Here is a 21,878-nt window from a genome sequence, read left to right as displayed (position 1 = left end):
CCGTGCCGGTTTCTCCCCCGTTTGCCGGCGGTCAGCGGGGGCAGCCCTCCATCTTGTAGATGGCATAGCCGCGTTCGCGGATTTCTTCCTCGAACTGGGGCGGCGTTTCCGCCTCGGTATGGCAGAAGGCGCAGTTCTCGGCCTGCACGCTGGCGTTTTCGTGGCCAATGGATTGCAGCCAGGTGCGCGCCGAGGCCAGTGCCCGCTCCGGATCGTTGACGGGCAGGATGACGTCGAAATGCAGGATGCGGCCCTGTTCGCTGCGTGCATAGACGTCGAAAACATGCATGGGCTGTTGGGTTCGGGGCTGGCTGTCGGCGGTGCTCATGGCGGACTCCTGGGATGGGGTGAAGTGTTAGCGGCTCAATACTGAGTTATTATGATGCAAACACGCCCTGAACACACACGGATTGTCAATGTCTGTTGCACACGCAAACGGCAGTTCCCTGCCGGATACGATGACTGCGAATAACGCCGGGGCCCGATGCTTGCGGCCCATCACGATAACGAAGGACGGTTCCCGAGGTTCCATGAACGCCAATGAAATGTATGAATACGTGGAGCGGATTGCCAATCTGATCCGCACCAGTGTCCGCAAGACCGGTCTCGCGAGCGGCCTGCAGCCGGTGCAGATGGAGGCACTGCACTATCTCAGCCGCTGTAATCGCTACAGCAATACCCCGGTCGCGGTGGCGGAATTCCTGGGGCTGACCAAGGGTACGGTATCCCAGACCCTGGGCGTGCTGGAGACGAACGGGCTGGTCAAGAAGGAGACGGATTCGCGCGACCGCCGTGTCGTCCATCTGCATCTCACGCATGAGGGCGAGGACGTTCTGCAGGCTTCCATACCGCCCACGGTCCTGAATTCGGCCCTGACGGTCCTGCCCGAGGGCGAGCGGGTACAAATGGAGCGCTCCATCGAGCGTCTCCTGCTCAGCCTGCAGCGGGCCAATGGCCTCAAGACCTTCGGGCCCTGCCGGACCTGCGTGCATCATCAGCATCTTGGCGAGGCCGAGCGCCGCTGCGGCCTGACCCGCGAGATGCTGACCGATGGCGATGCCCAGAAGATCTGCCGCGAACACCTGCCGCCGCCCTGAACCGCAGACTGGCAGGGACAGCGCCATTACGCCGGCCCCGGCCCCGGGGCCGGCCGTGACGCCGGGCCGGCCGGCTGCCCCTCAGACCAGAATCCGCTCGATGCCGCCCTTACCGGCCTTGCCGAGATAATCCGGCAGCCAGTTCTCGCCCAGCACGTGCCGGGCAATCTCGACCACGATGTAATCGGCATCCAGCTGGTCGACGTCATCCTGGTAGCGTTGCAGCCCCTGGAGGCACGAAGGGCAGGACGTCAGTACCTTGACCGGCCCCTCGTAGCCGTCGGCCCGCAGCCTGCCGGCATCCCGTTGCAACTCCTCCTGCTTGCGGAAGCGGACCTGGGTGGAGATGTCCGGCCGGCCGATCGCCAGGGTGCCGGACTCGCCGCAGCAGCGGTCGGACTTGCCGATGCGCGTGCCGTCCGCCGTGGCGAGGAGGCCGTTGACGGTTCTCAGCGGGTCGCGCAGCTTCATCGGGCTGTGGCAGGGATCGTGATAGACATAACGTGCGCCGCTCACGCCCTCCAGCCGCACGCCCTTTTCCAGCAGATATTCGTGGATGTCGATCAGCCGGCAGCCGGGAAAGATCCTGTCGAATTCATAGTCCGCCAGCTGGTCCAGGCAGGTTCCGCAGCTGACGATCACGGTCTTGATGTCGAGATAGTTCAGCGTATTGGCGACGCGGTGAAACAGCACCCGGTTGTCGGTGGTGATTTTCTCGGCCTTGTCGAACTGGCCGGCCGCACGCTGCGGGAAGCCGCAGCAGAGATAGCCGGGCGGCAGCACGGTCTGCACGCCGATCTCGTAGAGCATGGCCTGGGTCGCCAGCCCCACCTGCGAGAACAGCCGCTCCGAACCGCAGCCGGGGAAGTAGAACACCGCCTCGGAGTCGGCGCGCGTGCGGGCCGGGTCGCGGATCACCGGCACGATCTGGTTGTCCTCGATCCCCAGCAGGGCGCGGGCGGTCTTGCTGGGCAGCTTGCCCGGCATCTTCTTGTTGACGAAGTGGATGACCTGCTCGCGGACCGGCGCCTTGCCCAGCGAGGCCGGCGGCTGCCGTGTCTGCGCCCGGGCCAGCCCGCCCAGCAGACGATTGCCCAGCCGCTGGCCGCGATAGCCCCAGTCGATCATGGTGGTGCGCAGCGCCTTGATGGTGCGCGGCTGGGTGGCGTTGAGGAACAGCATGGCCGCGCCCTTGGCCGGATTGAAGCTTTGCTTGCCCATCTTGCGCAACAGGTTGCGCATGGCCATGGAGACGTTGCCGAAGTCGATGTCGACCGGACAGGGGCTGTAGCACTTGTGGCAGACCGTGCAGTGATCCGCGACGTCCTCGAATTCCTTCCAGTGAGTGATGGAAACGCCGCGCCGGGTCTGCTCTTCGTAGAGAAAGGCCTCGATCAGCAGCGAGGTGGCGAGGATCTTGTTGCGCGGCGAGTAGGGCAGGTTGGCCTTGGGCACATGGGTGGAGCACACCGGCTTGCATTTGCCGCAGCGCAGGCAGTCCTTGATCGAATCGGCAATGGCGCCGATATCGCTCTGCTGCATGATCAGGGACTCGAAACCCATCAGGCTGAACGATGGCGTATAGGCGCGCGCCAGTCCCGAGCCCGGCATCAGCTTGCCCTGGTTGAAACGGCCCTCGGGGTCGACCTGGGCCTTGTAGGCATGAAAGGGCGCCACCTCCTCGGCAGTCAGGAAGGCGTACTTGGTGATGCCGATGCCGTGTTCCCCGGAAATCACCCCGCCCAGCGAGCGCGCCAGCGCCATGATGCGGTCGACTGCGGCATTGGCCTCCTGCAGCATGTGATAGTCGTCGGAGTTCACCGGCAGGTTGGTATGCACGTTGCCATCGCCGGCGTGCATGTGCAGTGCGACGAAGACCCGTCCGCGCAGGGTTTCCCGGTGCAGGGCCTCGATGCGCTCGATGACCGGCCGGAAGGTGTCGCCCTCGAATATCTCCAGCAACGGCTGGCGAAGCTCGGTCTTCCAGGAAATATGCAGGGAATGATCCTGCAGCCGGTGGAACAGGCGGGGTTGCTCGACCCGGCTGCACAGTTCCCCTACGGCCATTCCCCGCTCGCGGAGCATCGCGTCGGCCTCCCCGAGCGGCAGGTCGAGCCGCGAGGCGACCCATTGCCAGCGTGACCGGACGGTTTCCACGCACTCCAGCGCCCGCACCCGGCGCTGCTCCAGCAGGGTGTCGCGGTCCAGGCCCTCCTCCAGGTCGCGCAATGGCAGTTCCCCGCGGAGGAGCCCGATCAGCCTGTCGCACAGCCGCAGCTTGTTGCCCAGCGAGAGCTCGATGTTGATGCGTTCGATGCCATCGCAGTATTCCCCCATGCGCGGCAGCGGGATGACCACATCCTCGTTGATCTTGAAGGCATTGGTATGCCGCGCGATCGCCGCCGTGCGGGCGCGGTCGAGCCAGAAGGTCCTGCGGCTCTCGGCGCTGACCGCGACGAAACCCTCGCCGCCACGGGCATTGCACAGACGCACCACCTCGCTGGCCGCCTGGGCGACCGCCTGCTCGTCGTCGCCGACGATGTCACCGATCAGCACCATCTTGGGGCGCCCATGCCGCTTGGCCTTGGTGGCGTAGCCGACCGCCTTGACATAGCGCTCGTCCAGATGCTCCAGGCCGGCCAGCATCACCCGCCCGGTACCGGTTTTTGGCAGGCTGTCGAGATGATCGCGGATCTCGACGATGGCGGGCACGGCCTCCCGCACCTGGCCGAAGAATTCCAGGCACACGGTACGGGTGTGCGCCGGCATCTCGTGCAGAATCCAGCGGGCGGAGGTGATGAGACCGTCGCAGCCCTCCTTCTGGATGCCGGGCAGGCCGCCCAGGAACTTGTCGGTCACATCCTTGCCGAGTCCGCGCTTGCGGAAGCGCTCGCCGGGCAGGGTGAGCATTTCCTCGCCCAGCAGTTCACGGCCGTCCGGGCCCAGGCGCCGCAGGCGGAAGCGGACCTCGGGCTGCAGGTGGATCTTGCCGAGGTTGTGATCCAGGCGCTCGACGTCCAGCCAGTTGCCGTCCGGCGTCACCATGCGCCACGATGCCAGATTGTCCAGGGCCGTGCCCCACAGCACTGCCTTCTTGCCGCCGGCGTTCATGGCGATGTTGCCACCGATGCAGGAGGCGTCGGCGGAGGTCGGGTCGCAGGCGAACACCAGTCCGGCCGCCTCGGCGGCTTCCATGGCTCGCCGGGTGACCACGCCGGCGCCGGTCCGCAAGGTGGCGCAGGGACCGCTGGCGCCGGGCAGCAGGACATTGCGCTCGACCGGTTCCAGTTCCAGCAGCTTTTCGGTATTGATGACCGCGGACAGTGGTGACAGCGGAATGGCGCCGCCCGTGTAGCCGGTGCCGCCCCCGCGGGGAATGATGGTCAGCCCCAGCTCGATGCAGTCGCGTACCAGATGCCCGACTTCCTCCTCGGTATCCGGATACAGGACCACGAAGGGATACTCCACGCGCCAGTCGGTCGCGTCGGTGACATGCGTGACCCGCGCATAACCGTCGAAGCAGATGTTGTCGCGGCGGGTGTGCCGCGACAGCAGCACCCGGGCCTGCCGGCGAAGCTCGCGGGTCTGATCCAGCCGTGCCTCGAAATCGTCGACCGCTCTGGCTGCGGCCTCGATGAGCTCGGCGACCTTGGCCGCGCGGCTGGCATGCTCCGGTTCCAGCCTGGCGCGGCGCTCCTCCATCTGCCGCAGGCGGTGCCGCAGCGCGCCCAGCAGCGCCCTGCGGCGGCCGGGGTTGTCGATGAGGTCGTCCTCCAGATAGGGGTTGCGCTGCACCACCCAGATGTCGCCCAGTACCTCGAACAGCATGCGCGCCGAGCGCCCGGTGACGCGCTCGCCACGCAGGCTGTCGAGGATGGCCCACAGTTCCTCGCCCAGCAGGCGAATGACGATCTCGCGGTCGGAAAAGGAGGTGTAGTTGTAGGGAATCTCCCGCAAGCGCTCGACTGTGGCGTCGGAGCTGGCGAGATCGACCGAGCCGTCAAAAGCCATGATGGGTGATCGTGAAGTCGGAGACGGGGAAAGGGTGGCCAGACCGCCTGGAAACGGTCAGAGCGCCTGCTCGCCGGTCTCGCTGGTGCGAATGCGGATGACCTGCTCCAGGTTGGTGACGAAGATTTTGCCGTCGCCGATCTTGCCGGTGTTGGCCGCCTTGATGATGCATTCGATGGCGGCATCGAGCAGCGTGTCGGACACGGCGACTTCCAGCTTGACCTTGGGCAGGAAGTCGACCACGTATTCGGCTCCGCGATAGAGTTCGGTATGCCCTTTCTGGCGACCGAAGCCCTTGACCTCGGTGACGGTGATGCCGCTGATGCCGAGTTCGGACAGGGATTCCCTGACGTCGTCCAGCTTGAACGGCTTGATGATGGCGGTGATCAGTTTCATGGTGTCTCCTGCGACGCTGCGATGGGTGAAAGTGGCTAAGCGGACCGGTCGAGTCGCCGATTTTACCGGACTTTCCACCGGCTTCGGCCTTTCCGATGCCCGTTCCGGAGCGCGTGCCGCGGTGCTCCGGGGCGGTTCGTACCCGTTGCCGCCGGTGGCCCGCGCGCCGCGACTCAGGCGTCCAGCAACGCCTCGAGGGTATAGCCCTGTTTCTCGAGGATGTGCCCCAGACGCTTCAAGGCCTCCACCTGCAATTGTCGTACCCGTTCCCGGGTCAGCTTGAGCGAATGCGCGATCGCGTCCAGGGTCTCGGTGTCCTGCTCGTGCAGGCCGTAGCGCCGGATGACGATATCGCGCTGCCGGTCGGGCAGCTGGGCCAGCCAGCGGTCGACGATCGCGGCCATGGCGGCCTGTTGCAGGCGCTCGGCCACCGGCATGGCCTGGCTGTCGGGCAGGCAATCGCCGAGCGTCAGGTCGGGGTCCGCCTTCAACGGCGCATCCAGCGAACCGGGGAGCTCGTACAGCGACATCAGCCGGTCGATCTTGGCGGGGCTCTCGTGCAGCCGCTCGGCGATGTCGGCATTGCGGGGCTCCCGCGCCAGCTCCGTGGCCAGCTGCCGGTAGGCCCGCAGGCAAAGGCTGATCTGGCGCGCGACATGGATGGGCAAACGCACGGTGCGGCTCTGGTTCAGCAGTGCTCGCTCGATGTTCTGGCGTATCCACCAGGTCGCGTAGGTGGAGAAGCGGAAGCCGCGTTCGGGGTCGAACTTCTCCACGGCATGGATCAGCCCCAGGTTGCCTTCCTCGATCAGGTCCAGCAGCGGCAGGCCGCGGTTCTGATAGTGCCGCGCCAGCGTGACGACCAGCCGCAGGTTGCACTCGATGAGCCGCTGGCGGGCCGCCAGATCGCCGCGGCGGGCCAGCCGGCTGTAGTGCTTCTCCTCGTCGGCGTTGAGCAGCGGTGCCCGGCCCATCTCCTTCAGGTACAGGCGCGTGGGGTCGAGCTGGACCGCCTCGCCGGTCTCCTCGACGATGGCGACATCGGGCTCGTCGACCTCGGCCTCGGGAATGACCGGGGCCAGGTTCTCTTCATAGGCGGCGCTGTCGGCGTCCGCAGCCAGGTGGCCGGCGGTCTCGCCGGACGGATCGGGTGGTGGCGAATGCATGGGACGGTGGTGCGGGTCGGGACGGAATGGGGGTTCTCAGCCGTAGCTTTCCAGCATGCGGATGTAGTTGGCCCGCTCCAGGGGCCGGGGATCGCGGACCCGGGCATGGCTGAGCATGCCGCGGAAATCGGTGACGGAGTCGAAGCCGCGGGCTTCCATCCAGCGCTCCAGACCCTGGCGAAGTTCTCCCAGGTAGCCGGGGCCCTGGCGCAGCAGCGCGGAGGTGGTCATGACCGCATCGGCGCCGGCCAGGAGGTACTTGATCACCTCGACCGCCGACGCCACCCCGCGGGTGGCGCCCAGCGAAACCTCCAGCTTGCCGTGCAGCAGGGCGATCCACTGCAGGGGCAGGCGCATCTCGCCGGGATGGCTGAGCGTGAGGGTCGGCGTCACGTCCAGTGTCTCGATGTCGAGGTCCGGCCGGTAGAAGCGGTTGAACAGCACGAGGGCGTCGGCGCCGCCAGCGACCAGTTCCCTGGCCATGTGTCCCATGGCGCTGAAGAAGGGACTCAGCTTCATAGCGACCGGGAGGCTCACCGCCGCCTTCACCTGGCGCAGACTGTCCAGGTAGCGTTGCTCCACGGTCCGGCCGTCGGTGTCGAGATCGGTCTCGATGGCGAACAGGTTGATCTCGATGCCATGGGCACCGGCCTGCTCGATCTGCCGGGCGTAATCGGTCCAGCCCTGGCTGCTGACGCAGTTGAGACTGGCAATGATCGGCAGGTCGGTGCTCTCCACGGCCCGGCGGATCAGGTTCAGGTAGTCGTGCGGGGTGGCCGCGAAGCTTTCCGCCAGGGGCATGGCGGGGAAGTAGCTGAGCGACTCGGCGAAACTGTCGGTGCCCTGATCGAGGGCCTGCAGCAGGGCCGCCTGCTCCCGCTGGATCTGTTCCTCGAACAGCGAGAACAGCACCACCGCTGCCGCGCCGCCGTCCTCCAGCCGGCGGATGCCGTCCAGCGTTTCCGACAGGGGCGAGGCCGAGGCGACCAGCGGGTGCCGGAGTTCCAGGCCCATGTAACGTGTGCGTAGGTCCATGCGGCTGTGCTCGTCGGCTCAGGAGGGCGCCTTGACCGCGGCGTCCGGATGGAAGCGGTGCTGCTGGCGCATCGCCATGTCCTCGTAGGTGTCCCATTTCTGCCGCACCACTTCCTGGGCCATGTTCATCAGATGCTCGTACTCCCGGGGGTTGGTGCGGCTCAGCAATCGGTAGCGCAGCTCGTTCTCGGCGTAGCGCTGGAACGGGATGCGCGGGCGCGGTGAATCGAGCACGAACGGATTGGCGTCCGTCTGCCTCAGAGCCGGATTGTAGCGGATCAGCGGCCAGTAACCCGAGGCGACGGCCAGGTCCTGTTGCCGCAGCCCTTTCTGCATGTTGATGCCGTGGGCGATGCAATGGCTGTAGGCGAGGATCAGCGAGGGGCCCGGGTAGGCCTCGGCCTCGCGGAAGGCCAGCAGCGTCTGCTGCGGATTGGCGCCCATGGCGACGCGGGCCACATAGACGCTGCCATAGGCAATGGCCTGCAGCGCCAGATCCTTCTTGGCGACGGCCTTGCCGGCGGCGGCGAACTTGGCCACCGCGCCCAGCGGCGTGGCCTTGGACGACTGTCCGCCGGTATTGGAATACACCTCGGTGTCCAGCACCAGCACGTTGACATCGCGGCCCGAGGCCAGCACATGATCCAGCCCGCCGGAACCGATATCGTAGGCCCAGCCGTCGCCGCCGACGATCCAGATGCTGCGTCGCACCAGATGGTCGATGACCGACAGCAGCTCCTGTGCGGTCTCATCGTCGCGCGCCAGCAGTTCCGCCTTGAGCCGGGCCACGCGCTCGCGCTGGTGGCGGATGTCGGATTCGCTGAGCTGGGGTGCCGACAGGATCGCCTCGCCCACGGCCGGGTCGCTCAGGCCGCCCTGCACCGTCTGGGTCAGGCGCCTGGCCAGGCTCAGGTGCTGGTCGGCGGCGAGGCGGAAGCCGAGGCCGAACTCCGCGTTGTCCTCGAACAGCGAGTTCGACCAGGCGGGCCCCCGGCCCTCGGCATTCCGGGTCCAGGGCGTGGTCGGCAGGTTGCCGCCGTAGATCGAGGAGCAGCCGGTGGCGTTGGCCACCAGCAGGCGGTCGCCGAACAGTTGCGACAGCAGCCGCACATAGGGCGTCTCGCCGCAACCTGCGCAGGCGCCGCTGAATTCGAACAGCGGTTCCAGGAATTGCGTGCCGCGTACCGAGGAGAAATCCACCCGCGAGCGGTTGTTGACCGGCAGCTGTTCGAAGAAGCCCAGCGACGCACGGTCGGCGTCGAGGTCCGCCGGCTTGGGCTGCATGTTGATGGCCTTGACGCCCTGCTCGCGGGGACTCAGGGCCGGGCAGACCTCGGTACACAGCGCGCAGCCGGTGCAGTCCTCGCTGTAGATCTGCAAGGTGTAGCGGGTCTCGGGGAAGCCGCGCGCACTGATGGGCGCCGATTTGAAGCTGGCTGGCGCGTCGACCAGTGCCGCCGCCGGGTAGAACTTGGCGCGGATGACGCTGTGCGGGCAGACGAAGCTGCAATTGCCGCACTGGATGCAGAGATCCGGCTCCCATACCGGCACGGATTCGGCGATGTTGCGCTTCTCCCAGCGCGTGGTGCCGGTCGGGAAGGTGCCGTCGACCGGCATGCGGCTGACCGGCAGTTCATCGCCGCGGCCGGCCATCATCAGGGCCGTGACCTCGCGCACGAAGGCCGGAGCCCCGGCCGGCACCACCGGCGGCCGGGTGAGGTGGCTGCTGACGGCGGCGGGCAGGCTGACCTCGTGCAGATGGGCCAAGGCCTGGTCGACCGCCTCGCAGTTCCTGCGCACCACCTCCTCGCCCTTGCTGCCGTAGGTCTTGCGGATGGCTTCCTTGATCTTGGCGATGGCCGCCGCGCGGGGCAGGACATTGGCCAGCGCGAAGAAGGCGGTCTGCATGATGGTGTTGGTGCGGCCCGGCATGCCGCAGTCCCGGGCGACGCGGCTGGCGTCGATGACATGGAAGCGCAGCCGCTTCCCGATCAGGCCGGCCTGCAGCTCGCGCGGCAGGCGATCCCACACCTCGTCGGGGCCATGGGGGCTGTTGAGCAGGAAGGTGCCGCCCGGGCGCGCCGGCGCCAGCAGGTCGAGCTTTTCGACGAAACCGAACTGGTGGCAGGCGATGAAATCCGCCGCGGCGATGAGGTAGGGCGATTCGATGGGCTCGGGCCCGAAGCGCAGGTGCGAGACCGTGCGGGAACCGGATTTCTTGGAGTCGTAGACGAAATAGCCCTGGGCGTAGAGGTCGGTTGACTCACCGATGATCTTGATGCTGTTCTTGTTGGCGCCCACCGTGCCGTCGGCGCCGAGGCCGTGGAAAATCGCCTTGACCACCGAGGCTGGCTCGATGTCGTAACCGGGATCGTAATCCAGGCTGGTGTGGGTGACATCGTCCTGGATGCCGACCGTGAAGCGCTGCCGGGGCTGCTCCCGGGCCAGTTCGTCGAAGACGGCCTTGACCATGGCCGGGGTGAATTCCTTGGAGGACAGCCCGTAACGACCGCCGATGATGCGCGGCAGATGGTCGATCCGGCCGTTGGCCAGGGCCTCGGCGAGCGTGGTGAGCACATCGCCATGGAGCGGCTCGCTGCCGCCCGGGTTCTTGGTCCGGTCGAGCACGGCGATGGCCCGTGTCGTGCGCGGCAGCGCGGCAAGGAAATGCTCGGCCGAAAACGGCAGGCACAGCCGCACCTGGACGACGCCGACCTTCTCGCCCTGTCTTTCCAGGTGGCGCACGGTCTGCCGCACCGTGCAGGCGGCCGAGCCCATCACCACGACGATGCGTTCGGCCTCGGGGTGGCCGGCGTAGTCGAACAGTCGGTAGGTCCGGCCGGTCAGCGCGGCGAAACGGGCCATGGCCTCGGCGACCCGGTCCGGCAGCGCGAGATAGAACGGATTGACGCTTTCCCGCCCCTGGAAGTAGACGTCGGGATTCTGCGCCGTGCCGCGCATGACCGGGCGGTCCGGGTTGAGCGCCCGCCCACGGTGGGCGCGCACCAGATCGTCGTCGATCATGGCGCGTAACTGCTCGTCGTCGATGAGCGTGAGCTTGTTGACCTCGTGCGAGGTGCGGAAACCGTCGAAGAAGTGCACGAAGGGAATCCGCGACGCCAGCGTGGCTGCCTGCGCGATCAGCGCCAGGTCGTGGGCCTCCTGCACCGAGGCCGATGCCAGCTGGGCGAAGCCGGTGCTGCGCACCGCGGCAACGTCGGAATGGTCGCCGAAGATCGACAGTCCCTGCGCCGCCAGCGAGCGGGCCGCGACATGAAAGACCGTCGGGGTCAGCTCACCGGCGATCTTGTACATGTTCGGGATCATCAGCAGCAGGCCCTGCGAGGCGGTGAAGGTGGTCGTCAGGGCGCCGGTCTGCAGGGCGCCGTGCACCGCCCCGGCGGCACCGCCCTCGCTCTGCATCTCCACCACCTGCGGAACCTCGCCCCAGAGGTTGGTCCTGCCGGCCGCGGCCCACTGGTCGGCCAGCTCGGCCATGGTGGAGGATGGCGTGATCGGGTAGATCGCGCACACCTCGTTGATGCGGTAGGCGGTGTAGGCGACGGCCTCGTTGCCGTCCAGGATGACGACGCGGGGCTGGCTCATGGCGCACGCTCCGGTTCGGGGATCATCTCGATGGCATGGCAGGGGCATTGCTCGTAGCAGACGGCGCAGCCGGTGCAGCGTTCGTAATCGTAGCGATAGCGCTTGCCGGGGCCGAGCTTGATGATGGCGTTTTCCGGGCAGGCGCCATAGCAGCCGTCGCACTCGAAACAGTTGCCGCAGGAGAAGCAGCGGCGCGCCTCGAAGACGGCCTCGGCTTCATCCAGGCCCGCCACCACCTCGCGGAAATCGCGCTGACGCTCGGCCGCGGGCAGTTCCTCCTGCCGGCGCTGCTCGGCGTCGGTGAAGTACCAGAGATGCAACTGCTGGTGGTGGACCAGGGGTTGTCTGGGCGGCGCCGCACGGGTCTCGCCGCGCAGCCAGGCATCGATGCAGCGCGCGGCCTTCTTGCCGTGACCGACCGCCACCGTCACCGTGCGTTCGCTCGGCACCATGTCGCCGCCGGCGAATATGCCGGGATGGCCGGTCATCATGCCGGCATCCACGATTACCGTGCCGTCCGGCTTGAACTGGATGTCGGGAATGGCCTTGAGGAAACCGGTCTCGGTGTCCTGACCCAGCGCCAGGATCAGGGTGTCGGCCTCCAGCGTCTCGAACCGGCCGGTCGGCTCCGGGTAGCCCTGGGCGTTGATGGCCATGATTTCCACGGTGATGCGGGATTGCTCGATGGCGGAGATGCTGCGCAGCCAGTTGATCCTGACGCCCTCGGCCAGTGCCTCGTCGGCCTCGAACGGATGCGCCGGCATGTGTTCGCGGTCGCGCCGGTAGATGATCATGGCGTCCTCGGCGCCCAGCCGCAGGGCGGTACGGGCCGTGTCCATGGCGGTGTTGCCGCCGCCATAGACCGCCACCCGGCGGCCCAGCAACGGCGCTTCGCCGAGGTTGGCGTCATGCAGGAAGGAAACGGCGTCGAGTATCTGGCCGGCATCGCGGGCCGGGATGTCGACCCGCCGGCTGAGGTGCGCGCCCACCGCCACGAAGACGGCGTCGAACTGACCGGCACGCTGTTCGGCGAGGAGATCCTCGACCTTGTGGTTGAGGCGGATGACCACCCCCAGGGATTCGATGCGGCAGATCTCCTGCATCAGGATGTCGCGCGGCAGCCGATAGGCCGGGATGCCGAAATGCATCATGCCGCCCGGTACCGGGCCAGCCTCGTGAATCTCGACTGCGTGGCCGCGCCGCGCCAGGTGGTAGGCGGCCGACAGGCCGCTGGGACCGGCGCCGACGATCAGGACGCGCCGGCCGCTGGGCGGCGCATCAGGGCTCAGCGTCCAGCCATTCTGCAGGGCCAGGTCGCCGAGGAATCGCTCGATGGCATGAATGCTCACGGCCGTGTCGACCTCGGCGCGGTTGCAGGCCGATTCGCAGGGGTGGTAGCAGACGCGGCCATGCACGGCCGGCATCGGATTGTCCCGCAGCAGGGCCTGCCAGGCCTGCTCATGGGCGCCGGCCTGGGCCAGCGCCAGCCAGGCCTGGATGTCCTCGCCGGCGGGACAGGCGTTGTTGCAGGGCGGCAGCAGATCGACGTACAGCGGCCGCCGGCTGCGCAGGGGGCCGGTGCCCTTGCCGTGCCGCAGCAGATCCGCCGGTTGCGTGAGATCGGGCCGTCGCGGTTCGCTCATGGTCGCTCGCTGCTGTCAGTCGCCGAGAAGCAGGTCCTTGGCTTGGTTGATCTTCGCCGCCAGATAATCGGAGCCGCCACGATCGGGGTGGAGCTTCTGGATCAGCCGGCGGTGCGCCGCGACGATGTCCGCGCGGCTGGCGCCCGGCTTCAGGCCGAGTATCTCGAATGCCTCCGTCCGGTCGAGGGACGGTGGTGCGGCGTCGGCGCGCTGTCCCCGCGGTCCGGTGGTCTGCCAGTCGTTGCCGTGGACGCGTTCGATATAGGCTGCCAGCAGTCTAGCGGATTCCGGGTCCCTTTGTGTGTAGGTTTGGTAAAGCCGCGTCAGCTGCGCCAGATCCAGCGCATCCAGCGACTGTCCGGCGTAGTCACCGGCGAGGATGTCGCCACTCAGCTGTCCGCTGTCGTGATGCAGGTGCATGCGCAGGAATGGCGACTCCACCGTCGAGATGCCGCCGCCAGGCTTGTCCGCCGGTGCGCCCTGTTGCCGGTGGCGCCGCCACAGCGGCAGATACTGGAGCAGCAGCGGGATCAGCAGCGGCAGCAGCCGGGTGAAGGTGGCCAGCAGAGCCGCGAGAACGGCGCCGAGGACCGGGACCAGGAGCCCCAGGCGACCGGTCAGGGCCAGCAGCAGGAACAGGATGACGCCCAGGGCGATGAGCGACTGCTGCAGCGGGCGGTAGCCGGCGATGCGGGTGTTGCGCAGCAGGCGCCGCATGCCGAATGTCGCCAGCAGCACCAGGCCGATGACGACCAGCTGGGTCATCGGCGGCGGTCCAGCTGGTGCGTCAGTTGCCGGACCCGCTCGCCATGTGTCTCGCCATAGCGCTCGAGAGCCGCGCGGCCGCCCGCCGCATAGGCGGCGATGGCGCCCAGCAGTTCGCCCAGCTGGCGGGCGCTGCCGGCGTCGAACCGGCAATGGGCGCCGCCGCTCAGCTGCGCCAGCTGGCGGAACACGCGGTCGGCCGCGGCATCGTCGCCTTCCTGGAACAGGAACAGCGGCGTGTTCAGAATCCCGAGCTGGCCAGCCAGATGGCAGAGGGGGTCGGCGGCTTCCTCTACGCAGTCGCCCACGAAGACGACCGCCTGGATGCGCTGGCGGCGGGCTTCCTGCAGGGCATGTTCGAGCATCCGGCCGATCTGGGTCAGACCGCCGAGGCAGGCCACCTCGCGCATGCGGGCCTTCAGCGCGCGGGCATCGTCCAGCCAGCCGGAGACCGAAAAGTCGTGCTGGCCGCGGTAATGGCACAGCTGGATGCGCAACCCGCCACTCTGGGCGGCGACATCGAACATGCCGGCCTGGAGGCGCTGGGCCTCGCGCCAGGTCGGTTCGCGGCTGGCGGTGGCGTCCAGGGCAAAGATGAGCTTGCCGCGTTGTCCGGCCGCTGCGGCGGCCGGCACGCTTGCGACTTTGGCGAGGAAGCTGTCGACGGTATCCTTGCGGCCTGCGGGCAGGGCCTTGCCGGAATCGCTCATGGCTGGAGTGTGCAGGGAGGGTGGGCTCGGGAGGCGCGCCTCGTTCCGGAACTTAGCTTATCGGGACTTGGTCGGAAGCGCCAATGTTCGCCAGGCCGGCATCCCGGGCCCGCCGTCAGGGCCGGGCGCGAGCGGGTTACCGCCATGCCAATTACCTGTTTGCATCGGCAGGCCAACATGATAAGTTGCCGCGGGATGGACCTTGCGACGCCTGATTCCAATACCCAATACCATCAAGAACTAGAACAGAACGAGGAGGTAACCTGATGTCCGAAAACGAGAACAATGCGGGTGCAGCGGCCGGGAATGCCGTTCAGAACGTCATCAACACCCTGAAGACCAATCCCAAGGCACTCTATGCCCTGATCGGCGCGATTGCCGTCGGTTCCCTGACCATGGCGCTGACCGGTGGCGGCAGCGGCAAGGTCGAGGTCAAGACCGCCGTCAGCAGCGGTCAGGCGGTGGTGCTCGAAAATCCCAATGGCGGTCTGTCCCACCTGACCATGGCGCCGGGCCTCATGAGCGCCTCGGATTCCGAGGAGGACAAGGATCAGGATGTCTGCACCGCCCCGGCCGGTACCCGTGGTGTCGTGGAAGAGGAACAGGTGGTCGGTCTGCTGCCCTTCGTCAAGGTCAAGATCACCGACGGCAACTGCCAGGGCAAGACCGGCTGGACCTCCAAGATCAACATCAAGGGCGCGCAATAATCGACGCCGCATCCCGGCGCAGGCCGATGGCGGCCTGCGCCGGGGTATCCCGCTCTCCCTTCACAGACTCCTCAATACCCGCATCGGGCTTTCCCGCGTTACCCTGCGGGTGTTCCAGTAACCGGCACAGCCCACCGCCAGTGCCGCGGCCAGCGGTGTCGCCAGCCAGGTCCAGTAGTGCGGCCGGAACGGCAGGTCGAACACGTTCCGGTAGACGATCCACAGCACGATCTCCGTAACCAGCACCGACAGCATGCCGGCCATGAGGCCCAGTGCCAGGAACTCGATCCACTGCGCGCCCCGCAACAGGCGGCTGTCGGCGCCCAGCGCCCGCATCAGCGTGTCCTCGTGCAGCCGTTCGTCCAGCGTCGCCCGCACGGTTGCGAACAGCACGGTGAAGCCCGCCGCCAGCGCCAGCACCAGGACGAATTCGATGGCCAGGGAAATCTGCCGCAGGATGGCCTGGAACTGTCCCAGCAGCTTGCCGACGTCGAGCAGGGTCAGGCCCGGAAAGCGCTTGGCCATCTGCGTCAGCAGAGGCTTCTGCGCCGGGGCGAGGTGGAAGCTGGTCAGCCAGGTGTGCGGAAACGCGTCCATCACGCCTGGTGCGAAGATCATGTAGAAATTCGGCGTCATGCTGTCCCAGCGGACGCTGCGCAGACTGCCGACCCGGACCTCGAGGTCCTGCCCGCCGATGTGGAAGCGCAGCCGGTCGCCCGGTTGCACGCCCAGGCGCTCGGCCAGATCCCGCTCCATGGAGACACCCCTGTCCGGAGCCGGATCGGGCCACTGGCCGGCCACGATCCGGTTGTCGGGTGGCAGGGTATCGGTCCAGGTCAGGCTCAGCTCGCGATTGATGGCGCCCTCGATCCGGGCATCCTGGCCGATCTGCCGCGACACGTCCGCGCCGTTGATGGCCACCAGCCGGCCGCGCACGACCGGGTAGCTGGCGCTGGCGCGGATGGAGGCCTGGCCGAGGAAATCCCGGAACGGTCCCAGGTCGGCATCGAAGAGATTCAGGGCGAAGTGATTGGGCGCATCCTCGGGCAGCTGCTGTCGCCATTGCTCGATCAGCTCGGTCCGGACCAGCAGGATGATCTGCATGGCCACCAGGGTGATGCTGAAAGCGAGGATCTGGGTGATGCCCAGGCGTGGCCGGCGCGTCAGCTGTTGCAGGCCCAGCCGGGCCGGCAGCGGTACCCGCGGCATCAGCCGGCGGCCCAGGCCCAGCAGGGAATAACCGGCGCTGGCAAAGGCCGCGATCAGCAGCCCGCTGCCGGCGCAGACCGTCAGGGTGGTCTTCCAGTCGCCGGTATGGCGCCACATCAGCAGGGCCAGGGTCAGGGTCGCGAGCCCGTAAACCAGCCGGGCGCTGGAGGGCAGGGGTTCCAGGTCGCGGCGCAGGACGCGCAGGGGCGGCAGGCGCTTCAGGCGCAGGATGGGCGGCAGCGTGAAGCCGAGCAGGATCAGCAGTCCCATGCCGGCGCCCAGCAGCCAGGTCAGCGGCGGCGCCGGCGACAGGCGCGACGGCAGCAGCGGCTGCACGATTTCCACCACCACCGCCTGCAACAGTCCGCCGGCCAGGCAGCCGAGCGTGACGACCGCCAGGCCCAGGGCAAGAAACTGGACAGCCGCCAGCGTCAGCACGTCGCGCTCGCTGGCACCGAGACATTTCAGAATGGCGGTCAGGTCGAAATGGCGCTCGGTGTAGCGGCGGGCGCTCATGGCGATGGCGACACCGGCGATCAGGACGACGGCGATGCTGGCCAGCCCGAGATAGCGCTCGGCCCGCTCGATCGCCTTGCCCAGCTCGGGCCGGTCCTCGTGGATGTCGGTGATGTGCTGCCCGGGCTGCAGGCGGGGCTTGAGCCAGCGCTTGTAGGCCAGCAGCGTCGCTTCGGGGCCCCTGAACAGGGCATGGAAATGGATGTGGCTGCCCGGCTGCAGAACGCGGGTGGCCTCCAGGTCGGCCTGGTTGATGATCACCCGTGGCGACAGGCTGGAGAGCTCGCCGCGCCGGTCCGGCTCGTGGGCGATCAGGCGGGTGATGCGCAGGGGCTGTTCGCCCACGGTGACGCTGTCTCCCAGATCCAGCCGCAGCGCATGCAGCACATGCGGCTCCACCCAGGCCTCGCCGGCGGCCGGCACGGCATGGGTCGCATACGCCTCACCGTCGCGCCGGTCCTGGATTTTCAGCGCGCCGCGCAGGGGGTAGCCCTCGGGCACGGCCTTCACGCCGACCAGCAGGATGTCCTCGTGCTCGACCAGCACGCTGGAGAATTCCGTGGTCAGCACGGCATCCAGGCCGCGGCCGCGGGCTTCCGCCAGCCAGGCCTCGGGTGGCTGCGCATGGCTGTCGACCGAGAGGTCGGCGCCCAGGAACTCGCCGGCCTGCAGCGTCATGCTGCGCTGCAGGCGGTCGCCGAGCAGATTGACGGCCGTGGTCGTGGCCACGGCAATGAACAGGGCCGCGGCCAGGATGCCGAGTTCGCCGCTGCGCCAGTCGCGCTGCAACAGCTTCAATGCCAGCCAGGCGAGCCGCCTCATGGTGCGGCCTCCGGGACGATGCGGCCGCTGTCGAGGCGGATGACGCGCTCGCAGCGCGCCGCCAGCGAGGCATCATGGGTGACCAGCACCAGCGTGGTGCGCTGGGTCCGGTTGAGTTCGAACAGGAGGTCGATGACGGTCCGGCCGGTCTGGGTATCCAGGTTTCCGGTCGGCTCGTCGGCGAACAGGATGGACGGCCGGGTGACGAAGGCGCGGGCCAAGGCCACCCGTTGCTGCTCGCCGCCCGACAGCTGGCGGGGGTAGTGGCGTATCCGCGCGCCCAGTTGCACCTGCATCAGCCAGTCCTTGGCCCGCTCGCGGGCGTCGCGCGCGCCGCCCAGTTCCAGCGGCAGCATGACGTTCTCCAGGGCGGTGAGGTGGGGCAGCAGCTGGAAGGACTGGAACACGAAGCCCACCTGCCGGCCGCGGATGCGGGCGCGGCCGTCCTCGTCGAAATCGTTCAGGCACGATCCGGCCAGCCAGACCCGGCCTTCCGAGGGCAGGTCCAGTCCCGCCAGCAACCCGAGCAGGGTGGACTTCCCCGAGCCGGAGGCGCCGACGATGGCGACGGTTTCCCCCGGTTTGATCGCCAGGTTCACTGCTGTCAATATATCGAGCCGGCCATCGGCGGTTGTCACCTGCTTGCCCAGGCCCGCGGCCCAGATGACCCACTCGGCCACGGTTTCACGTTCGTCCTGCAACGTTTCGGTCATGTCCAGAATCCTTGTTCTCGTCCTGTTGTGCCTGACACCGCTGCTCGCGCAGGCGCAGACACTGCTGGTGGTGGGCGACAGCATCAGCGCCGGCTACGGCCTGGCGCGCATCGACCAGGGCTGGGTCTCGCTGCTCCAGCGGGCCCTGCAGCCACGCGACATCGCGGTGGTCAACGCCAGCATTTCCGGCGACACCACCGCGGGCGGCTTGGCGCGCATCGACGAACTGCTGCAGCGGGTGCACCCGCGCTGGGTGCTGATCGAGCTCGGCGGCAATGATGGGCTCAGGGGGCTCACGCCCGCGCAGATGGCCGACAACCTCACCGCCATGATCGGCAAGGCCCGCCAGGCCGGCGCCGAGGTCCTGCTGCTGGGCATGCGCATCCCGCCGAACTACGGCAAACGTTACGCGGAAATGTTCCAGCGTGTCTATGGCGAGGTCGCCGGGCGGCAGCGCGTGGCGCTGGTGCCCTTCCTGCTCGAAGGGGTGGGGGGACACGACAGCCTGATGCAGGCCGATGGCATCCATCCCAATGCGGAGTCGCAACCCCTGCTGCTCGAACAGGTCATGACGTCGCTCGAGCCGCTGCTGCAAGCCACGGCTGCCGTTCCGGCCGGACGGCGGGATTAGGCTGTCCTGCCGCCGCCGGCCATCCCCGAAAGACGCCAGGGACAGCCACCCCATTCCAGGAGGAGACGTTTCCATGAGTACGACCCTGCAAGCCTTCCTCGAGCGCGTGAAACGCGGCGAGCCGGTGGAATTCCAGGATGCCCTGGCGGTCATCGGCGAGCATTACCACTACAGGCCGACGGCCTTCGGCAACGGGCTCGGCGAGCGATCATTGCGCAACGAGGCTGGCACCAACGAAGGCTCGTGCCGGATATTCGCCTTTGCGCGGCTGAATGGCTTGAGCGAGGCGCAGACACTTGCCCTCTTCGGTGCCTACTACCGGGATGACGTCCTGCCGCATCCCGAGGGTCACGACCATCGGAACATCCGCCACTTCATGCAGGACGGCTGGGCCGGAATCCACTTCGAGGGCGAGGCCCTGAAACCGCGTTGAGCCGCCTTGCCCGCAACCGCAATGCTGGTGCCGGAGGACTTCGCGCGCCTGATGCTGTTGCTGCTGGTGGCCAACGGTGCGCCGGTGCTGCTGCATCGGTGGCTGGGCGCCCGGGGCGCCTGGCCGCTGGACGGCGGGCGGACCTCGCCAGTGGACGGTCGCCGCTGGCTGGGACCCTCGAAGACCTGGCGAGGCGTCGCGGCGGCCCTTGTCGCCACCATGCTGATGGCCTGGCTGGTGTCGCTGCCGGTCATGCTCGGCTTTTGGATCGGCCTCGCCGCCATGGCCGGAGACTTGCTGTCATCCCTGCTGAAACGCCGGCTGGGGCTGGCGTCCGGGGCCATGGCGCTGGGACTGGATCAGATTCCCGAGTCGCTGTTGCCGCTCCTGCTCGCGCGCGACAGTCTCGGCCTGGGCGTCGCCGCCATAGCAGCCGGCGTGCTGTTGTTCCTGGTGCTGGAGCTGGCGTTGTCGCGGCTGCTGTTCCGGCTGCGCCTGCGCGAGCGCCCGTATTGAGCCGATCTCCCGCGCCGCGCACAGCGGCCGGCGGACCTGCCGCCGCCCTCGCGCGTTCCTTCGAGACATAGCAATGGAAAAGAACCTGACCCATCAGACCATCGCCCTGGCCGGCCTGACCCAGGCGGTGTCCCTGGTCCAGCAAATCGCCCGCCGCGGCCAGGCTGACCGTGCCGCCATGGCGGCTAGCATCCACAGCGCACTCAAGGTCGACGCGGACGACATCCTCGATGTCTATGGCGGCCTGACGGCCATCAGGAGTGGCCTCGAGCTGCTGGTCCAGCAGCTGTCCGAGCCTCGGCATGTCGATCCCGAACTGGCGCGTTATGCCTCGACCCTGGTATTCCTGGAACGCCAGGTCATGCGCCAGCCCGGCATGGTCGAGGCCATCGGTGTCGCCTTGCGGCGCGCCCAGGCCGCCTTCGAGCGGACCGGGGAACTGCTTGACGACGAGGTGCTGGACGCTCTGGCCTACGGGTATCAGCAGACCCTGAGCCAGCTGAAGCCGCGGGTGATCGTCTCCGGCGAACAGGCCCACCTCGCCGACGCCCGCAACGGCGACCGGATTCGCGCCCTGCTGCTGGCCGGCGTGCGTTCCGCGCTGCTGTGGCGCCAGGCCGGTGGCGTCCGCTGGAAGCTGCTGTTCATGCGCGGGTCCCTGCAGCGCGAGGCCCGGCGGTTGCTGGCGACGCTCGCCTAGCGATCTCGCCCGGCACACATGTCCTGCGACCGGAGGAGGGCGATGGACCGGCCGGCCATCGATCGGATGCCGCTGCCGATCCCGCGCGCCGCCATCACCGGGGTGGTGCTGACCGGCGGCCGCGGGCAGCGCATGGGCGGGGCGGACAAGGGATTACTGCCGTTCCGCGGCCAGCCGCTGGTTGGCCACCTGCTGGCCGCCCTGCGCGAGGTGACGGCCTGCCAGCTGATCAGCGCCAATCGCAACCTCGCCGACTACGAAACTCTGGGCTGTCCGGTCATCCGCGATGCCGGTCCCGCCTTCGCTGGCCCCCTGGCGGGGATCCTGGCCACCCTGCGCAGCGCCCGGACCCCCTATGTCCTGACCGTCCCCTGCGACACGCCCCTGCTGACCGGGGCGCTGCTGAAACGCCTGCTCCGGGCGGCCTCGACCAGCGGCGCGGCCATCGTCGTGGCCGGCGACGGCGCGCGGCTGCACCCGGTCATCATGCTGGCGGAGACCCGGCTGGCCGACGATCTGGCCGCTTGCCTGGCGGCGGGCGAGCGCAAGGTCGAGTCCTGGATGCGGCGCCACTCCTGGGCAACGGCCGACTTCTCGGATCGGCCCGGCGCCCTGGCCAATCTCAACACGCCCGAGGATCTGGCACGACTGGCGCAGGATGCCTCGCGCGCCACCGACAACCCCAGCCTGGAGGACTGCCCATGATGCCGAACCCGTCCCTGGTGGCCGAGCCCCGGTCGCCGTTTCCGCCGTTCACCGAGGCAACCGCCCTGCGCAAGGTGCGCATGGCCGAGGATGCCTGGAACGGTCGCGACCCGCAGCGCGTGGCCCTGGCCTACACGGCCGACAGCGTCTGGCGCAATCGCGCCGAATTTCCCCGCGGGCGCGAGGAGATCGTTGCCTTCCTGACCCGCAAGTGGGTGCGCGAACGGGAGTACCGGCTGATCAAGGAGCTGTGGGCGTTCACCGCCAACCGCATCGCCGTGCGTTTTGCCTACGAATGGCACGATGACGGCGGGCAATGGTTCCGCTCCTACGGCAACGAGAACTGGGCCTTCGCCGACAACGGCCTCATGAGCCACCGGCATGCCAGCATCAACGACCGTCCGATTGCGGAGCGTGAACGCCTGTTCCACTGGCCGTCCGGTCCACGGCCGGCGGACCATCCAGGCTTGGGCGAGCTGGGCCTGTGACGGCCGCGG

The 21,878-nt window shown here is 68.0% G+C and carries 19 protein-coding genes; 8 read left to right on the top strand and 11 right to left on the bottom strand.

Going from position 1 to position 21,878, the window contains the following annotated elements; translation table 11 throughout:
* Positions 1-31: 31 nt before the first annotated feature.
* A complete protein-coding gene (locus ACH5N8_RS10825) occupies positions 32-328 on the bottom strand; it encodes a DUF2024 family protein (RefSeq protein WP_460027481.1) in 297 nt (98 codons plus the stop codon).
* Between the two features lie 202 nt (positions 329-530).
* Here ACH5N8_RS10825 and ACH5N8_RS10820 point away from each other — a divergent pair, with 202 nt between their 5' ends.
* A complete protein-coding gene (locus tag ACH5N8_RS10820) occupies positions 531-1,097 on the top strand; it encodes a MarR family winged helix-turn-helix transcriptional regulator (RefSeq protein ID WP_483281315.1) in 567 nt (188 codons plus the stop codon).
* 81 nt (positions 1,098-1,178) lie between these two features.
* Here ACH5N8_RS10820 and ACH5N8_RS10815 read toward each other — a convergent pair whose 3' ends face one another.
* The 8 genes from ACH5N8_RS10815 to ACH5N8_RS10780 all read right to left on the bottom strand — a co-directional run bounded on the left by ACH5N8_RS10815 (position 1,179) and on the right by ACH5N8_RS10780 (position 14,429).
* A complete protein-coding gene (locus tag ACH5N8_RS10815; RefSeq protein WP_483281314.1) occupies positions 1,179-5,108 on the bottom strand; it encodes a DUF3683 domain-containing protein in 3,930 nt (1,309 codons plus the stop codon).
* Between the two features lie 57 nt (positions 5,109-5,165).
* Positions 5,166-5,504, bottom strand: a complete 339-nt coding sequence (glnK, locus tag ACH5N8_RS10810) for a P-II family nitrogen regulator (RefSeq protein ID WP_460027484.1) — start codon at positions 5,502-5,504, stop codon at positions 5,166-5,168.
* 173 nt (positions 5,505-5,677) lie between these two features.
* The gene (gene rpoS, locus ACH5N8_RS10805; protein ID WP_483281313.1) at positions 5,678-6,670 is read right to left on the bottom strand and encodes an RNA polymerase sigma factor RpoS; all 993 of its coding nucleotides are present in this window, start codon (positions 6,668-6,670) and stop codon (positions 5,678-5,680) included.
* A gap of 36 nt (positions 6,671-6,706) precedes the next feature.
* Entirely contained in the window at positions 6,707-7,705 is a 999-nt protein-coding gene (locus tag ACH5N8_RS10800) for a dihydroorotate dehydrogenase-like protein (protein WP_483281312.1), read from the bottom strand.
* 18 nt (positions 7,706-7,723) lie between these two features.
* Positions 7,724-11,311: a pyruvate:ferredoxin (flavodoxin) oxidoreductase gene (gene nifJ, locus ACH5N8_RS10795; RefSeq protein WP_483281311.1), complete on the bottom strand. Its 3,588-nt coding sequence runs from the start codon at positions 11,309-11,311 to the stop codon at positions 7,724-7,726.
* Positions 11,308-12,954, bottom strand: coding sequence for an NAD(P)-binding protein (locus tag ACH5N8_RS10790; RefSeq protein ID WP_483281310.1), 1,647 nt, complete (start codon positions 12,952-12,954; stop codon positions 11,308-11,310). The genes nifJ and ACH5N8_RS10790 overlap by 4 nt, the downstream gene beginning before the upstream one ends.
* A gap of 15 nt (positions 12,955-12,969) precedes the next feature.
* The gene (locus ACH5N8_RS10785) at positions 12,970-13,719 is read right to left on the bottom strand and encodes a DnaJ domain-containing protein (protein WP_483281309.1); all 750 of its coding nucleotides are present in this window, start codon (positions 13,717-13,719) and stop codon (positions 12,970-12,972) included.
* Positions 13,716-14,429 (bottom strand): vWA domain-containing protein, encoded by a 714-nt coding sequence (locus ACH5N8_RS10780; RefSeq protein ID WP_483281308.1) that lies wholly within the window; start codon positions 14,427-14,429, stop codon positions 13,716-13,718. Before ACH5N8_RS10780 ends, ACH5N8_RS10785 begins: the two co-directional genes overlap by 4 nt.
* A gap of 266 nt (positions 14,430-14,695) precedes the next feature.
* Between ACH5N8_RS10780 and ACH5N8_RS10775 the strand changes: the two genes are divergently transcribed.
* On the top strand, positions 14,696-15,136 hold the full coding sequence (locus tag ACH5N8_RS10775; protein ID WP_460027491.1) for a hypothetical protein: 441 nt from the start codon (positions 14,696-14,698) through the stop codon (positions 15,134-15,136).
* 60 nt (positions 15,137-15,196) lie between these two features.
* On the opposite strand, the gene ACH5N8_RS10770 is transcribed toward ACH5N8_RS10775, so the two are convergent.
* Both ACH5N8_RS10770 and ACH5N8_RS10765 read right to left on the bottom strand, forming a co-directional pair.
* The gene (locus ACH5N8_RS10770) at positions 15,197-17,683 is read right to left on the bottom strand and encodes an ABC transporter permease (RefSeq protein ID WP_483281307.1); all 2,487 of its coding nucleotides are present in this window, start codon (positions 17,681-17,683) and stop codon (positions 15,197-15,199) included.
* Positions 17,680-18,396 (bottom strand): ABC transporter ATP-binding protein, encoded by a 717-nt coding sequence (locus ACH5N8_RS10765; protein WP_483281306.1) that lies wholly within the window; start codon positions 18,394-18,396, stop codon positions 17,680-17,682. Before ACH5N8_RS10765 ends, ACH5N8_RS10770 begins: the two co-directional genes overlap by 4 nt.
* Between ACH5N8_RS10765 and ACH5N8_RS10760 the strand changes: the two genes are divergently transcribed.
* The 6 genes from ACH5N8_RS10760 (at position 18,395) to ACH5N8_RS10735 (ending at position 21,869) form a co-directional block, all read left to right on the top strand.
* On the top strand, positions 18,395-19,027 hold the full coding sequence (locus tag ACH5N8_RS10760) for an arylesterase (RefSeq protein WP_483281305.1): 633 nt from the start codon (positions 18,395-18,397) through the stop codon (positions 19,025-19,027). The two genes, ACH5N8_RS10765 and ACH5N8_RS10760, sit on opposite strands and share 2 nt — an antisense overlap.
* A 73-nt stretch (positions 19,028-19,100) precedes the next feature.
* Positions 19,101-19,460, top strand: a complete 360-nt coding sequence (locus ACH5N8_RS10755; protein ID WP_483281304.1) for a HopJ type III effector protein — start codon at positions 19,101-19,103, stop codon at positions 19,458-19,460.
* Positions 19,461-19,466: 6 nt separating this feature from the next.
* Positions 19,467-19,976 (top strand): CDP-archaeol synthase, encoded by a 510-nt coding sequence (locus tag ACH5N8_RS10750; protein ID WP_460027496.1) that lies wholly within the window; start codon positions 19,467-19,469, stop codon positions 19,974-19,976.
* A 73-nt stretch (positions 19,977-20,049) separates the two neighbouring features.
* Positions 20,050-20,676: a high frequency lysogenization protein HflD gene (gene hflD, locus ACH5N8_RS10745; RefSeq protein ID WP_460027497.1), complete on the top strand. Its 627-nt coding sequence runs from the start codon at positions 20,050-20,052 to the stop codon at positions 20,674-20,676.
* 42 nt (positions 20,677-20,718) lie between these two features.
* Complete coding sequence (gene mobA / locus ACH5N8_RS10740) at positions 20,719-21,381, top strand: molybdenum cofactor guanylyltransferase MobA (RefSeq protein ID WP_483281303.1); 663 nt, start codon at positions 20,719-20,721, stop codon at positions 21,379-21,381.
* Positions 21,378-21,869: a nuclear transport factor 2 family protein gene (locus ACH5N8_RS10735; protein ID WP_483281302.1), complete on the top strand. Its 492-nt coding sequence runs from the start codon at positions 21,378-21,380 to the stop codon at positions 21,867-21,869. Before mobA ends, ACH5N8_RS10735 begins: the two co-directional genes overlap by 4 nt.
* The last annotated feature ends 9 nt before the right edge of the window (positions 21,870-21,878 follow it).

Source organism: Methyloparacoccus sp. NF-16 (assembly GCF_056880625.1).
This window is presented reverse-complemented; position numbering and strand designations above follow the sequence as displayed.

Bases quoted from the DNA above. Each gene is read 5' to 3' on its own strand.
- ACH5N8_RS10825 (WP_460027481.1), bottom strand. From the start codon at position 328: ATGAGCACCGCCGACAGCCAGCCCCGAACCCAACAGCCCATGCATGTT.
- ACH5N8_RS10820 (WP_483281315.1), top strand. From the start codon at position 531: ATGAACGCCAATGAAATGTATGAATACGTGGAGCGGATTGCCAATCTG.
- ACH5N8_RS10815 (WP_483281314.1), bottom strand. From the start codon at position 5,108: ATGGCTTTTGACGGCTCGGTCGATCTCGCCAGCTCCGACGCCACAGTC.
- glnK (WP_460027484.1), bottom strand. From the start codon at position 5,504: ATGAAACTGATCACCGCCATCATCAAGCCGTTCAAGCTGGACGACGTC.
- rpoS (WP_483281313.1), bottom strand. From the start codon at position 6,670: ATGCATTCGCCACCACCCGATCCGTCCGGCGAGACCGCCGGCCACCTG.
- ACH5N8_RS10800 (WP_483281312.1), bottom strand. From the start codon at position 7,705: ATGGACCTACGCACACGTTACATGGGCCTGGAACTCCGGCACCCGCTG.
- nifJ (WP_483281311.1), bottom strand. From the start codon at position 11,311: ATGAGCCAGCCCCGCGTCGTCATCCTGGACGGCAACGAGGCCGTCGCC.
- ACH5N8_RS10790 (WP_483281310.1), bottom strand. From the start codon at position 12,954: ATGAGCGAACCGCGACGGCCCGATCTCACGCAACCGGCGGATCTGCTG.
- ACH5N8_RS10785 (WP_483281309.1), bottom strand. From the start codon at position 13,719: ATGACCCAGCTGGTCGTCATCGGCCTGGTGCTGCTGGCGACATTCGGC.
- ACH5N8_RS10780 (WP_483281308.1), bottom strand. From the start codon at position 14,429: ATGAGCGATTCCGGCAAGGCCCTGCCCGCAGGCCGCAAGGATACCGTC.
- ACH5N8_RS10775 (WP_460027491.1), top strand. From the start codon at position 14,696: ATGTCCGAAAACGAGAACAATGCGGGTGCAGCGGCCGGGAATGCCGTT.
- ACH5N8_RS10770 (WP_483281307.1), bottom strand. From the start codon at position 17,683: ATGAGGCGGCTCGCCTGGCTGGCATTGAAGCTGTTGCAGCGCGACTGG.
- ACH5N8_RS10760 (WP_483281305.1), top strand. From the start codon at position 18,395: ATGTCCAGAATCCTTGTTCTCGTCCTGTTGTGCCTGACACCGCTGCTC.
- ACH5N8_RS10765 (WP_483281306.1), bottom strand. From the start codon at position 18,396: ATGACCGAAACGTTGCAGGACGAACGTGAAACCGTGGCCGAGTGGGTC.
- ACH5N8_RS10755 (WP_483281304.1), top strand. From the start codon at position 19,101: ATGAGTACGACCCTGCAAGCCTTCCTCGAGCGCGTGAAACGCGGCGAG.
- hflD (WP_460027497.1), top strand. From the start codon at position 20,050: ATGGAAAAGAACCTGACCCATCAGACCATCGCCCTGGCCGGCCTGACC.
- mobA (WP_483281303.1), top strand. From the start codon at position 20,719: ATGGACCGGCCGGCCATCGATCGGATGCCGCTGCCGATCCCGCGCGCC.
- ACH5N8_RS10735 (WP_483281302.1), top strand. From the start codon at position 21,378: ATGATGCCGAACCCGTCCCTGGTGGCCGAGCCCCGGTCGCCGTTTCCG.